The following is a 14,493-nucleotide window of genomic DNA, read 5'->3' as shown; positions in this document are numbered from 1 at the left end:
TCACGCCCTCGCTAAGCGGATGATCTCGTCGAGCACGAATTTCCGCGATTGCGGCGGCGTCAGATTGTGGTCGGCATCCGGCAGCATCAGCAGCCGCACGTTCGGATAGCGGGAAAGCTTGGCGCCGCGCGGCCCGAAATGAAAATAGACGTGGTCGAGCCCGACATCACCCTCACTGTAGATCAGCGTCAGCGGCACCTTGCGCTTGGTAAACAGCGCGAAGGAATGCCGGACTTCGCGGGCGATATGGCGCCGGTCGGGAAGCAGCTCGAGCAGCGGCGCGATGAAAGGCGACAGACGCCGGCCGCCGGCGATGACGATATTCTGCAGCGCCGACACCACATCCACTTGGCCGCTGATGAGCCGTTTCAGCGTATCCACCCGCGCCAGGCGCTGACCGTAATCATCGAGGCTGCGGGGAACCGAGACGACATGCTCTTTGCGCACCGGTATCTCAGGGTCCCAGTAATAGACGAAGGGATTGATCGAGACGACGGCCTTCAACCGCTCGTCGGCGACGCCGGCGCGGAAGGCGACATAGCCGCCGCTGCATCGGCCGGCCACCATGATCGGACCCGCGACGATACTTTCGAGCAGATCGAGCGAGGCGACCGCATCCGCGGTCTGCGTATTCGAATAAAGCACCTGTTCCGGCGCATCCGGCCGCGGCGGGCTGTCTCCGACATTGGCGGAATCGAAGCGCAGCGAAACGACGCCCTGGCGGGCGAGCTCGCGCGCCATATCCACCGTCGTGCGTCCCCAGCCGGCATGCCGGTCATAGGCCGTCGACAGGAAGAGCACGGCATTGCCCTTGGTCTCGCCGAGCGGCCGGCTGACGACGCCGACCAGATGATTGTGGCTGCCGAAACGCACCGGCGTTTCGGTAAAACCCTCGCCGGCAAGCGGCGGGCTCTCGATCACATCAAGCGAGTGGGCGGCTGGTGTTTCCGTCGTCGTCGCCTCCAGCCAGGCCCTCAGCCGCTCGACGACACCGGTCGGCGTCTTGGCAAACAGCGGATTGGTGGCGAGCTCGTCATAACCTTCGAAAACCGTCTGTTCGACGTCGGCGCCAAGCGCCTTCAGCGCATCGGCAAAGCCGCTATCATCGGCCCTGGCGGGACGTTCGAGGATCAGATAACGCGACGCGGCAAGCCCCTGCGGCGAGGCGATGTTGAGCTTGCCGAGTTCGGCGGCGATCTCTTCGGGCATGACCAGCCCGGCAATCTGCACCTTCGCGGTCTGGACATGCTCCTTGCCGAGGCCGAGATCGGCATCGATGATCTTGGACCACATGTTGAGTTCGCGCAGATAGGCCCGGCCGCTCAGCACCGGCGCCAGCATGACGAGGCTGTCGACACCTTCGATCGAGGCGCCGATGCGATGGGCAAGCGTTGCGCCGAGGCCCTGTCCGATAAGGATGATACGGTCGCAGCCGGAGAGCGATTTCAGCTCGGCGGCGGCGGCGCGGATCGAATTTTCCCAGGTTTCCAGCCGTGCCGGCAGCGCGCCGAAATCGAGCGCATCGCCGGTGCCGCGATAGTCGAAGCGCAGGCTCGGCACGCCGATATCGGCGAAATGCTCGGCCGCGACGCGGAAGAATTTGCGGCTGCACATTTCCTCGAAACCCCAGGGGCTGACGAACAGCACGGCGGCCGAACGCTTCTTGACCTCGGGATTTTCAGCCATGAACAGCCCGATCGTGCCGGCGAAGACGACAGGCAGGGCAGCACTGCGTCCGGCGCCCTCGGCCGGTTCGAGCGAAAATTCGCCCGGCGCGACCTTGGCGCGGTCGGGATCGCCGGGAAGCCGCGGCGCGATGAAATTGATCGCGTGTCCCACAGGCCGCCGCAGCATGGACGGCATCTTCTCGAGAATGGAGCGCATGACCTCGACATCCTCGGCCGGCACGGCGCGCAACACGCGCAGTGCCGCGAAATAGCAGAATGTCCCGGCGATGATCGCGGCGACGAGGCCGATCGGACCCTGGACGAATTCCAGCACGGAGATCGCTCCACACGCACAGAGCACGGAGGCGAGCGTCACCTTCGTCAGGCTTGTGTAGAGACTCGAGAGCTGGGATCCAAATCCTGTCTGCCTGATCATCATCACCGACATCGCAACGAAGACGAGGATGCGCACGAGTGCGGCACCCTCTGCGGCAAGCCTAGGTACGATCAGTAAACAACCCGCTACCATCAGCAGGCCACCTATCACACTGATCTTGAGGCGGGAGCGGGCCCTATCCATCGACAGCAGATAGAGGCTGAGGATCTGCATGAAAGTATAGGCGGGCGCGACCAGCGCCAGCAGCGCCACCACCGTTCCGCTGCGGCGGAAAGCTTCGCCGAACACCACCAGCACCAGTTCGCTGGAGATCGCGGCAAGCCCGAGGCTCATCGGCAGCACGATATAGGCCATGCTGCGAGTGACCGCGGCAAAGACCTCGACCGGCAACGTCGAATCGTCGCTGTTGTGGCGCCGCTCGGAATAATAGGGCAGCAGGCTGCCGGTCATCTGGATCGGCAGTTGCAGGGCGATATTGGCGATCGACAGGCCGACGGCATAATAGCCGACCATCTCCACCGACCAGAATTGCTGCAGGAAGAGCAGTTCGAGCCGGTTGAGGAAGATCGAATCGATGATGAACTGGATCGACAGGATGACGGAGGAGGAGGCGAGATATTTCAGTGAGACCCCGCACCAGTCGCGCCGCGCAAGAAGGATCGGCAGCGTGGCGAAAAACAGCACGAGCTGGCCGAGCGCATAACCGACGAGAACGCCCTCGACGCCATAGAAAACCGCGCCGGCGGCAACACCGGCAAGCTGCACGATCGAGACGGCGACCGTCAGCTTGAAGAAGGCGCCGAGCTTCTTTTCGCCGATCAGGTAGAATTTGACGAAGGATCCGATCGCCTGGATGAAGAACAGCACGCCGGTGACCAGAGCGACGGACGGCGCGGTCTCCGCCCAGTGCATCTTCTCCGAGGTCAGGAAGAACAGGGCATAGAGCGCCAGCAGCACGACGGTCGAAAACATCATGAAGCTGACGAGGATGGCGGCAAAACCCCGCCGGCGGCGCGTATCGTAGCCCTCCGCCGAAAGCTGCGGCAGAGTCTTCAAGAGCGTGATGCTGGAGCCGAGCTCGGCAATCGAGGCGCCGGTGACCACCAGCCAGAGCGAGAAGGCGACTATGCCGTTGGCTTCCGGCCCGAGCAGCCGCGCAGTGATGATCGAAGACACGAAGCCCGTCAGCAACAGGAGCATGCCCGCCGCCGCATTCATCACCGAATTTGCGATAATACCCTTCGACATCTATCCATCCGCCAGGATCGGCCTAAGCCGGCTACCCGTCATCTCTAATGCGAAAATGTTAAAATAAAGCGGAGTGGTGACCTCATCTTAGCTGGCCTGCATCGCAGCCAGCTTTTGGAGCGCCTTCTCGTAGCTGTTCTCGGCAAGGTATCGCAGCAGGAACTCCCGCGCTTTCTCGGCCTTCTCCCGTGCAAGCTCGGGCGCGCGGAAAATTTCCCTCAGATACCCCGCCGCTTCGGCGGGTGAGGGATCCGCCCAGACGGCGCCCTCAAGCCCGGCAAATTCGGGATGCGTATCGACCACCGGAATGAGGGGAGAGGCGACCAGCCAGCTACTGTCGGGGTCGCAGAAATCCGCGGTTCCCGACCAGGCCGTGGAAACAACCGGCGTGCGCTGCATGATCGCCTCGGCAACCGTCAGCCCGAAACCCTCGGAACGATGCAGCGAAAGATAGGCTTGGGAAGAACGGATCAGGCCGTTGATATCGGCGTTCGACAGCCTGTCGGTGACGATCCTGATCCGGCTGTTGCCGGCGACCGAAGCAACCAGTTCACGCAGGCCTTCATCCCTGTTCACATCGCCGCTGGCCTTCATCAACAGGAAGGCGTTTGGGCATTCGGCGGCAAATATCCTGAAGGCCTCGATCACGGCCCGCGGGTTTTTCCGGTTGATCGAGGAGCCGGCGCTGAAGATGAAGCTGACGAGAAAAGCGTCCTTCTCGATGCCGAACCTCTCCCGCATGCCTTCCGTCGCCGGCGCCTCGGTCACCGGATGCGGAACGACGATGACGGGCGCCTTGGTGAGCGGCGCAATCGCCCGGCGGGTGAATTCCGACGGCACGAAGACGGCATTCATGTAGTGCATCGCGTTGCGCCACTCGGCCGGCACGACTTCGAGTTCCCAGGCGAAATAGCCGATATTGTAGGCGCGGGTGAAATTTCCGGCACCCTTCTTCAGGATGGCGCGCGGCAGCATCGGCGGGTTGAGATGCCAGATCCGGCTTCCCGCCGGCTCGGTGGAAAGATGCGATGGCGTCCAGCCGGCGAAGGAATTCTCGTCAGGATGCGTACTGACGTCGGAGAGCGAAATCGCCCGCCCCGCCTCCGACAATGCGCCGGCGCAGAGCCTTGCCGATTCGCCGACGCCGACGGCCATCGAGAGATAACCGACGATTTCCACCGGCTTGCGCGGATTGAAGGCAAGACGCGACCGTGGGATCAGCCGCTGCAGGAGGTGGGCACGGAGAAAGCGGTATATCGTTCTCAAATCACGGTCTTTCTCAATGGATCGGCGTCGTCATCGGCGGGGGCGTCAGCCCTCGAGCGCGAGGCGATGCGAACTGCCCAGACTTCTGATCTCGCCCGCAGGCGGTATATCGCTCTCCGCGCCGGGGAGCGCATGCAGTTTCACGCGCCGCAATGCGCCGGGAGCGAGATGGAACCAGTCGTCGTCGGCCCGATAGCCTTCGACGTCGATATGCACCGATTGCGCCAGCCGGTCGGTCCTCAGATCGACGAACCAGTCGTCGCCGTCTCTGCCGAGTGTTGCTTCGATAGCTGCATTATACAGCGCCTTCCCCCGCCCGCAGGGGAAGTGGAAGCTTTCCGCCAAAATGGCGCCGTCTGCCAGCGAACGCAGGCGTGCGACACTTGCATCATGTGACGGCCGCCCGAAACGGAAGGCATAGGTCGTATCGAAAAAGGCGCCGAAGAGTGCCGTGCAGGCAAGACGCTCCGTGTCCCTTGCCGCCAGCTTGAAGGCCCTGCTGCCGCTGACGACCTGCTGTTTTCCCCCGCGCAGGCAGGCGACCTCGAGTTCCACGTCGAGTGCGGCATCCGTCTCGTTGATAACATGCACGTCGAGACCGTTGGTTCCCTCGTCGGTGAAGACCACCTGCACCGGCCGAAATGCACGGCGCATCGCATACCAGACCGGCTTCGGCTCTCCGGTGGAATCGATCACCCCCCAGCCGGGGCCGGGCAACAGGTCCTGCAGCGTCCAGACGAGCGCGCCGTTGCACGCGGAGCCCTTGCGCCGCCATTCGGCAAAAGTCTCCTCGATCACCTCGCAGGTCGCGGCGCGAGAGAGATCGAGATAGCGTTCCGGATCTTCGCGGCGCAACTGGGCCGGATCGAGACCGTAAAGAAGCTGCAGGTAGAAGTCGCGAACATCCTCGAAATCCCAGGAGGCACTGCGGTCGCGCGGCACCCGGGCCTTCCAGAGCGGGCTGTGGACGGCCGGCACATCGAGATGACGCTGCAGCGTCCTTTGCTGCGGCACATGCGCAAAGGCGAGGCTTTCGGAGGCAAACCGCACGTCGGCACGGCGCGCATCGGCAAGCGGCCGCATATAGGCGCCGACGCCGTAATAATGGGCGATACCGGCATTCGGCGAAAACGGCATCGCCCCGCCATAGGGTGAGTTCGGCACATAGGGCACGTCGGGACGCATGCGCGTGGCAATGGCCGGGATGATCTCGTCGGTAACAGGCCCGCTCCAGAATTCCATGGGCAGACCGAGCATCGCCGCCTGCTGATGGATTTCGCTGCCGCCGCAAAGCACGGCGAGCGAAGGCGCCGCCTGGACGCCGTGCAGGAATTCCTCGACCTCCGCATGCACGTGGCCGAGAAAAGCCTTGTCGTTGCGCGGATAGTCGAAATTGGCGAACATGAAATCCTGCCAGACGAGCAGGCCGAGCTCGTCGCAGAGCGCGAAGAAATCGGGCGTTTCATAGATCATGGTGCCGCCGATGCGGATCATGTTCATGCCGGCTTGCGCCGCAAGCCGCAGGAACGGCTCATAATCGGCCCGCCCGCCCGGCAACCGCGCGATATCGGCCGTCGTCCACACCGCGCCGCGGCAGAAGATGCGCTCGCCGTTGACGGTGAGCGCGAAGTCGTCACCATCGGCGCCGCGGTCGACGTCGATCCGCCGGAAGCCGGTTGTGCCGAGCGGATACTCGACGCCGTCGGCAATAAGCGTCAGTTCGTGGAGACGCGGAACGCCATGCGTATGCGGCCACCAGGGCTCGATGTCGGGAAGCTTGAGGATAGCCGAGTAATGATTGTCGCCGACCTTCTCGAAGGGCTGCTCCATGCCGCCGCAGCGCAGCAGCATTGCCGGCTCTTCGGCATTGCTGTGCAGGGAGACGCTGAGGCGGCCGACGCCATTCTCGTCCAACACGGCGCGGATGGAGACATTGTCGATCGAGACCGGATTGCGCCGCACCAGCGAAATCGGCCGCCATGGCCCGACGGCATGAATGTCAGGGCACCAGCCCGGCATATGGCCGAGCAGCGTCGTGCGGAAATTCTTGAGGCCCGCCGGCGTGATCATCTGCGGCCGCCAGCGGGCGCGCGGGCCGGGCTCGGACAGGCGGGGGCCGAGCGCCCGGAAACAGAGCGCCAGCTCGTCGCCGCCCGTCAGCGTCACGGGAATCTCGTGCGCCGTGAACATGCTTTCGGAAAAGAGGATTTCCTGGCCGTTGAGAAAGACATGGCAAAGTGTGGCAAGCCCTGCGAACCGCAGGATCGCCTCGCCGGGTTCGGCATCGAAGAGCCGGCAGAGATACCAGGCATCTCTGGTGTTCAGCGGCTCGGGATTTTCGCGGTCGAAGAGACCGGCCTTTTCGAGTGCTGCCGCAACGGTGCCGGGAACGGGCGCGGGAATGAACTGGGCGGAAAGGTGAATGTCGTGCGGCACCGCGCAGGCGCCCGGCTCCGTCAGGATCAGGTTCCAGCCTTCGGAAAGCAGACTTTCCTCGGCACCGATGCTTGCCAAACGCCCCCGCATGGTCAGATCTCCGGCTTCAGATTCGCCCCGCAAGCGATGTCATCATGGCATCCCATGCATCGGCGGCCGGATCAAGGGCTGCCTGCAGCGGCTCGAACTTCCTGCGGGCAATGGCGCGGGCAAGCTGGAACTGCACGGATTTCGCCGCGTCCGAAATGCGCCGGGCATGCTCGGCGGCTTCAGCGAATTCATCGGCGGAAAGCCAGGCGAGGTGATCGGCCGCCAGCTCGAAATTGGCGCCCACCTGGCGAAGCGTGTTGAAGGCATATTTGTGGAAAAAGCCGAACGGCCGTTCCGCCACCGCTTCCACCTGCTGCGGAAAGACGGTTGCAAAAGCGCGGATCGGATTTTCGCCGGGACGCCGGATGAAATGAACCCCGGCAAGCCGCCGCGCGGTCTCCCGCAGATGCTTTTCATTCGCGGGGTTTTCCGGGAAGCGCGCAAATTCCGTATAGGGCAGGAATGGCGGATCGTTTTCCGTCAGGTGCAGCTGGAACAGCCCGTCGAAATCCTCGCCTTCAAGGCGGAAATAGCCGGCATTGTGAAAATAATCGACGCGCTTGGCCGCAACATCCAGCCGGTTGATCGCAACCGTCGTCTTGCCGTGCTCCTGCCGGTAGGCGGTGCCGCGCGTATCCGGCATGTAGAAGGAATCCATCTCGATCAGGCAGAGACGCCCGCGCGCGATCTGCACTTCGACATGCCGTTCGACGCGGTCATAGATGGCAAGTTCGGTGGCGCGAATGCCGTAGAGCGCTTCGAGATCTTCGAGCGGCACCTTGAAGAAGGTGAACTGGTCGCCCTCGAAATCCTGAGTCAGGGTAAAACCCAGCATCGCCTCGGGCGCGACACCCGATGATGCCAGCACCTCGATCCAGAGATCGACATAGCAGTTGGTTTCCGGCCAGGCGCGCTCACTGGCATGCAGCGCATGCGCCCGATAGGTTTCCGGGTCGATTCCCGAAAATACCGATGTCATCGACCGGCTCAGCCCCACAGCGTTTTCCGCACGCTGGCCGGCCATTCCTTCACGTCGAGCCCGTGATGGTGGAACAGCGCAAGCGCGATACGCTCCAGCCCGAAGCCGACGCAGGCGGTGTGGGCGACGCTGCCGTCTTCGAGATTGAGACCCCACTTCAAGCCGAAGGAATCCTGATGGTAGTTGAAGCTCATGCAGGCGGTCGGATTGGCGGCCGAGGTGATCGGGATCAGCAATTCGAACTTCAGATTCTGGTCACGCTGATTGTTGACCATCATTTTCCCGGCACGGCCGAAGAACGGGTCGTTGGCGACATCGATGGTCACGTCGAGGCCGACCTGCTTCATCATCTCGACGCCGCGGTCCATCCAGCGCTGGCGGAAATCGGTGACATGCTGCTCGGTGCCCATGCAGATATATTCGCGCATACGGAACAGCTGCTGGCGGGCGGGATCCTTCGACGGCTCATGGCGGAAGCAGTAGGACTGCAGATCGAACAGGCCGCCCGTCTTCGGCAGGTTGCCGCGCTTGGCGATCGTCGGATAGAGCGGATAGCAGGCAGCCGGCGTCAGCACGATGTCGGTCGCCTTCTGGTCCTTGCTCCAGTCGTCGCCGACTTCCATGCATTGCAGCAGGCTCATATGGTCGAGCTCGCTGCCGCAGAAGCTGTGCACCGTGCCGGCAAGCTGCGGGAAGCTCTTCATGTAACCGCTCTTTTCGAAGAGCGCGCGGTTCATGCCTGGCGGGAAACGCATCGCCTCGGCGCCATCGGCGCCGCCGAATGTGTCGATCAGCCGTTCGAAGGCGGTGATGACATCTTCGAACTGGCCGCTGCGGCCATAGAGACCGTCAACGCCGGTATCGATCAGCAGGCCGGACTCGAAGAGCCGGTCCAGAAACGAGGTCTGCATATCCATGGCTTTACCCCAGTAGGCTAGTGTCCTGCTTGTGGACGAGAAGCATGCTCGACGTGTTGCCGAGGATGCGGTCGTTCGAAATCATGAGCTGCGCGGAATGTGCGTCGCGCAGATGGCGTCCGAGGCTGAAGGGCGTACCGTTCTTGTAGCCCATGATGCCGCAGATCAGCATGGCGTGGTTGACGATCTCCAGGATCGTCTCGGAAGAGGCGATCTTGACGTTGTTCATCGCCACCGCAAAGCCCATCGACGACAACCTGTCCTGATCGGCCTTGGCGTCCTCATAGGCCTTCAGGCCGGCAACCACATTGGATTTGACCATCTGCAGCAGGTTCGAAACTTCGGCGAGGCGCAGCGCACCCGGCGGCTGGGCATCCGGCGCCTTGCGGGCGGCGGCGCGCACGAAGGCCTGGGCGCGGGCGACCGCATCGACCGCAATGCCGTACCAGACGCCGCTCCATAACAGGTGCGAAGAGGCGAGCATCGATTGCGCCGCGATCTCGGCGAAAGGCTTCGGCAGGATCTGACGCGCCGGCGCTTCGCCTTTGAAAAGGAAGCCGTCGGAGCAGGTGCCGCGCATGCCGAGCGTATTCCAGGCATGCGTCTTCTCGAGCGTGTACTGGTCCTTGGTAAAGGCCGTCAGCACCTGATCGGAGGACGCTGCCTGCGGATGGCTGCGCGAAGTGATGAGGATGGCATCAGCATGTGAACCGTAGGAAATGACGGTCGCGTCCTTTTCGAGGCGGCAGATATCGCCGTCGACTTCGACCGCGCAAATGCTGTTGCGCAGGTTTCCGCCGATACCGCCTTCAGTGGTCGCAGACGCGATCAGCAGCTGGTCGGCAGCGATGGCGCGCATGAAACTGCGATGCCATTCGCTGTCGGCGCCGTGTTCGACGAGGCTCGACAGCTTGATATGGTGCATGGCGAAGACCATGGCGCTTGCCGCGCAGGCCTGGCCGAGCATCGAGCACAATTCGGCGATCTCGGTGATCGAGGCGGATTCACCGCCGAGATGGCGCGGCACCTGGATGCCGAGCAGCCTTTCGGCCTTCATGACATCCACGGCTTCCCGAGGAAAACGGCCTTCGAGATCGACGGCATCGGCATGTCTAGCCGCGACTTCGGCGACACGGGCGACCCTTGAGACAAGACCGTCCTGCATGATCTTGACGGGGAAGTTCATCAGGCGACCTTCCGGCTGTCCTGGATGAGATCGACCGTCTTGGCGATGGCCGAAATGCTGGCGAAGGATTTGCGGTTCAGGAGATTGTCGGGAAATTCGATGTCGAAGGCCTCTTCGATGCCCAGCATCAGCTGCACCGAAGCAAAGGAGGTCAGACCTGCCGCATAAAGATCGGCGTCGTCGGCGACCTGGTCGATTGCGACAGGAAGCTTGCCGAATTTGGCTACGAGGTCGCGGATTGTCGTATTCATCCCATCACTCCAAGATTCTCATGATCCCGAACCGGCGTTCATCGCCTTGTCATGAGCGTTCTTTTAGTGCGGAAAACAGAACATTCCGCTAATTTGTCTGGTTAAATATGACTGTTGCTCATAGTTAGGATTTTAGCGATCTCTGAGCCGAAAGTGGAAATACATTTTATATTCCAATGCTTTAAAGCCGATTTATCGTCGGCACTTGACACGATTTCGGGCGTCACGAGTACAGAAATGACACGGAAAGCGCCGCTTCGTGTCAATCCGCAGGCGGGTAGGAATGCTCGCCGCCGCGATAGTCCGAGACGGAATAACATCCCTCACCCATCGCCCGAACGGTGCTTCCGCTGACGACGGCCTTGCCGTGGCCGCCGGGGATATCGAGGATATAGGTCGGCTGGCAGAGGCCGGAAATCCGCCCGCGCAGCGCGGCGACGATCCTCTGCCCCTCCTCGATCGTCAATCTGAAATGACCGGTGCCGGGCGCCAGATCAGGATGATGCAGGTAATAGGGTTTGACGCGGATTTCGACGAAAGCCTTCATCAGTTCCGCAAGCATGTCGGGATCGTCGTTGATGCCCTTGAGCAACACCGACTGGCTGACCATGGCGATGCCGGCATCGACGAGACGGGCGCAGGCCGCCCGCGCTTCGCTCGTCAGTTCGCTGACATGGTTGGCGTGCAGCGCCACATAAACCGTCTTGCCGCTCGCCTTCAGCGCCGCGATCAACGCCGCGTCGACCTTCCCGGGATCGACGACGGGAACACGGGTGTGGAAACGCACGATCTTCACATGCGCGATTTCCCCAAGCGCCTCCATGATCTCGCGGAGGCGGCGCGGAGAAAGCACCAGCGGATCGCCACCGGTGAGGATGACCTCCCAGATTTCCTGATGGCTGTTGATATAATCGAGGGCTGCCTGCATCGCCGCCGCATCGAGCGTGCCGAGGCCCTGCGGCCCGACCATTTCACGCCGGAAGCAGAAACGGCAATAGACCGGGCAGACATGCACGGCCTTCAGCAGCACGCGGTCGGGATAGCGATGGACGATGCCCTCGACCGGGCTGTGGGCATGATCGCCGATCGGATCGGCGCGTTCTTCGGGCACGACCGTGAGTTCGGCGGCATCCGGCACGAATTGCCGTGCGATCGGATCATCCGGATCGGCTCGATCGATCAGCCTGGTGACGACAGGCGTCAGGGCGATTGCGTAACGCGCGGCAACCGCCTCGAGCGCCTTGCGGTCGGCCGGTGCGGCAAGCCCCGCCTTCACGAGATCGTCGACACTCTTGATCGGCTTGACGGCATTCATCTTCCGTACTCCGCAACCGGCGCCCAGAGCACCTGATCGATGCGCGATGCGCCCGTCGCCAGCATCACGAGCCGGTCGAAGCCGAGCGCGATGCCGCTTGCCTCGGGCATCAGCGACAGTGCGGCGAGGAAATCCTCGTCGATCGGATAGGCCTCGCCGTAGACCCGCGCCTTCTCGGCCATCTCGATCTCGAAGCGCCGCCGCTGTTCGCCGGCGTTGGTAAGCTCGCCGAAGCCGTTGGCAAGCTCGACGCCGCAGGCATAGAGCTCGAAACGTTCGGCAACCCGGGGGTCGCGCGCCGAGGGACGCGCAAGTGCCGCCTCCGAGACGGGATATTGGTCGAGGATGGTGATACGGCCGAAGCCGAGATGCGGCTCGATCTTTTCGACCAGCACCCGGCTGAAGAGATCGGCCCAGCCATCGTCATCGGCAACCCGCATGTCGACGCGCTTCATCTCGGCGGCCAGATGATCGCGATCGGTCGAACCGTCGACGGCGACCGAGGCGAGAAGATCGATGCCGGCATGCCGCTCGAAGGCCTCGGCGACACTGATCCGCTCCGGCCCCGCAAAGGGATCGCTCTCGCCGCCGCGATAGGCAAGCATCTCGGTCTTTGCGGTTTCGGCCGCAAGCGCCAGGATGCGCACGCAATCCATCATCAGGCTCTCATAGCTTTCGCCGGCCCGATACCATTCGAGCATGGTGAATTCGGGATGGTGCAGCGGCCCGCGCTCGCGATTGCGATAGACATGGGCAAAACACGCGATGCGTTCTTCGCCGGCCGCAAGCAGCTTCTTGCAGGCGAATTCCGGCGAAGTGTGCAGGTAGAACGGCGCCTTCTGCCCGTCCGTCGTCAGCGCTTCCGTGGCAAAAGCATGCAGATGCGCCTCGTTGCCGGGCGAGACCTGCAGCGCCGCCGTATCCACCTCGATGAAATCCTCGCGCGCGAAAAACCCGCGCAACGCCGCCTGGATCGCATTGCGCCCGAGCAGAAAGGCACGGCGATCGGCATGCACGGACGGGGTCCACCAGGGGGACGCTTTGGCCGAAGAGTTCATTCCAAGCTTTCTTCGCCGGAGAAGCCGGTATGGGGATGGCTATTTCCCGGATTTTAGGTTAGTTGCGCCCCAAAGAAAAATATTTCCGTCTTTGAGGCTCGACAGTCCTCTACGACGCTGAAAGCCGAGTTACAAGGAAGTCTTATGGTCAAGGTCATCGCCTCTTCGGTCCGCAAGGGCAACGTTCTCGACGTCGACGGCAAGCTCTACGTCGTCCTCACCGCCCAGAACTTTCATCCGGGCAAGGGCACGCCGGTCACCCAGGTCGACATGCGCCGCATCGTCGACGGCGTGAAGGTTTCCGAGCGCTGGCGCACCACCGAACAGGTCGAGCGCGCCTTCGTCGAAGACGTGAACCATCAGTTCCTCTACGAGGACGGCGAAGGCTTTCACTTCATGAACCCTGGAAACTACGATCAGGTCGTCGTCGATGTTGAGACGATGGGTGACGACAAGGCTTATCTGCAGGAAGGCATGACCTGCGTTCTGTCAATGCATGAAGGCATTGCGCTGGCGATCCAGATGCCGCGCCACGTCACGCTCGAAATCACCGAGACGGAACCGGTCGTCAAGGGTCAGACGGCATCGTCCTCCTACAAGCCGGCCATGCTGTCGAACGGCGTGCGCACCATGGTGCCGCCGCACATCAATGCCGGCACCCGCGTCGTCATCGCCACGGAAGACAATTCCTACGTCGAACGCGCCAAGGACTGATCCTGGTTTTCATCCGTTCAGGAGGCCGGCTCACACCGGCCTCTCACTGAGATGTGGAATTCAGGCAGGTGTCGATGCCCGAGTCCACTCGCAGCACGAGATCGTTTCGGACGGCTCATTCTGCCGGAAATATCTTCGTTCAGCTGAAGCTGCATCCAATTCCCAGATCCGAATTCAGATTACCTTCCGGACCTCGCTCTCAAAGCTCATGACGTGAGCCATCGCGATCTTTTCGGCCTCATCTGCGTCACCTTTGCATACCGCCTCAAGCATGAGGACCTGATCATGCAAGACGTCCTCAAGGCGCGGCACCAAGCTTGGAAACCGTTTCATGGCGACGTACAGGATTCTCAGCGACAGATTGTGGTAGTGATCCAGCGTATCCGACAGGAAAGGGTTTTTCGCCACTTTGTAAATGAAGCGGTGAACCCGGCGATCGAGAGCAAGGATGTCCTCCAGCGCCATCGGACCGGTTGTTTGCTTGAGCTCATCGATCAGTTGCCGCGCTTCTTGCCGCTCGAACTCGCGCAGCCTTTCCGCAGCTAGCCGGGTCGCCCAGGACTCGATCCGTGCTCGTGCCTCATAAACCGCAGTAAGATCATTGATATCGATCTTGCTCACAAATGTGCCGCGCCGCGCGCTGACGACAACGAAACCATCATATTGCAGACGCTGAATCGCCTCCCGGACCGGGGTGCGCCCGACATCCATGCGTTTCATGATCTCGGCTTCGCGCAGAAGTGTGCCGGGAGGAAGCAGCGTCGTAATGATGTCGTCGCGCAGCCGAATGTACGTCCGTTCCGCCAGTGTCGATTCCGCCGCTTCGTAATCCACTTCGAATGCCGACATATTCAGCGTTTTCCTCTCTCTGCCCGTTTCCGCATAGCTAAACGCTTTTCCGCCTAGAAAAAAGGCGCTCAACGAATCTGCTTGACTCCATATCATGTCTGCATATTGTCAATATATCAG

At 62.0% G+C, this 14,493-nt stretch carries 11 protein-coding genes; 1 reads left to right on the top strand and 10 read right to left on the bottom strand.

The genetic code is table 11. From position 1 onward, the window contains the following. The 9 genes from CO667_RS08230 to epmA all read right to left on the bottom strand — a co-directional run bounded on the left by CO667_RS08230 (position 1) and on the right by epmA (position 12,810). Complete coding sequence (locus CO667_RS08230; protein WP_097617908.1) at positions 1-3,312, bottom strand: alpha/beta fold hydrolase; 3,312 nt, start codon at positions 3,310-3,312, stop codon at positions 1-3. Positions 3,313-3,399: 87 nt separating this feature from the next. Continuing rightward, the gene (locus CO667_RS08225; protein WP_097617907.1) at positions 3,400-4,578 is read right to left on the bottom strand and encodes a glycosyltransferase family 4 protein; all 1,179 of its coding nucleotides are present in this window, start codon (positions 4,576-4,578) and stop codon (positions 3,400-3,402) included. A gap of 45 nt (positions 4,579-4,623) precedes the next feature. Next, positions 4,624-7,104, bottom strand: coding sequence for a glycoside hydrolase family 2 protein (locus tag CO667_RS08220; RefSeq protein WP_097617906.1), 2,481 nt, complete (start codon positions 7,102-7,104; stop codon positions 4,624-4,626). Positions 7,105-7,120: 16 nt separating this feature from the next. Further along, positions 7,121-8,101: a DUF1839 family protein gene (locus tag CO667_RS08215; RefSeq protein WP_179874102.1), complete on the bottom strand. Its 981-nt coding sequence runs from the start codon at positions 8,099-8,101 to the stop codon at positions 7,121-7,123. Then, the gene (locus tag CO667_RS08210; RefSeq protein WP_097617905.1) at positions 8,092-9,000 is read right to left on the bottom strand and encodes an amino acid--[acyl-carrier-protein] ligase; all 909 of its coding nucleotides are present in this window, start codon (positions 8,998-9,000) and stop codon (positions 8,092-8,094) included. Before CO667_RS08210 ends, CO667_RS08215 begins: the two co-directional genes overlap by 10 nt. Before the next feature lie 4 nt (positions 9,001-9,004). Continuing rightward, positions 9,005-10,186 (bottom strand): acyl-CoA dehydrogenase family protein, encoded by a 1,182-nt coding sequence (locus tag CO667_RS08205; protein WP_097617904.1) that lies wholly within the window; start codon positions 10,184-10,186, stop codon positions 9,005-9,007. Then, the gene (locus CO667_RS08200; RefSeq protein WP_097617903.1) at positions 10,186-10,437 is read right to left on the bottom strand and encodes an acyl carrier protein; all 252 of its coding nucleotides are present in this window, start codon (positions 10,435-10,437) and stop codon (positions 10,186-10,188) included. The genes CO667_RS08205 and CO667_RS08200 overlap by 1 nt, the downstream gene beginning before the upstream one ends. 262 nt (positions 10,438-10,699) lie before the next feature. Next, positions 10,700-11,752 (bottom strand): lysine-2,3-aminomutase-like protein, encoded by a 1,053-nt coding sequence (locus CO667_RS08195; protein ID WP_097617902.1) that lies wholly within the window; start codon positions 11,750-11,752, stop codon positions 10,700-10,702. Further along, positions 11,749-12,810, bottom strand: coding sequence for an EF-P lysine aminoacylase EpmA (gene epmA, locus CO667_RS08190; RefSeq protein WP_097617901.1), 1,062 nt, complete (start codon positions 12,808-12,810; stop codon positions 11,749-11,751). The genes CO667_RS08195 and epmA overlap by 4 nt, the downstream gene beginning before the upstream one ends. Positions 12,811-12,954: 144 nt before the next feature. Here epmA and efp point away from each other — a divergent pair, with 144 nt between their 5' ends. After that, positions 12,955-13,524: an elongation factor P gene (efp, locus tag CO667_RS08185; protein ID WP_028758989.1), complete on the top strand. Its 570-nt coding sequence runs from the start codon at positions 12,955-12,957 to the stop codon at positions 13,522-13,524. A gap of 174 nt (positions 13,525-13,698) precedes the next feature. Here efp and CO667_RS08180 read toward each other — a convergent pair whose 3' ends face one another. Further along, a complete protein-coding gene (locus CO667_RS08180; RefSeq protein ID WP_097617900.1) occupies positions 13,699-14,373 on the bottom strand; it encodes a GntR family transcriptional regulator in 675 nt (224 codons plus the stop codon). Positions 14,374-14,493: the final 120 nt, after the last annotated feature.

The organism is Rhizobium sp. L43 (assembly GCF_002531725.1).
GTDB lineage: Bacteria > Pseudomonadota > Alphaproteobacteria > Rhizobiales > Rhizobiaceae > Rhizobium.
Note: the sequence above shows the minus strand (reverse complement) of the source record. Positions and strands in the feature narration are given on the sequence as shown.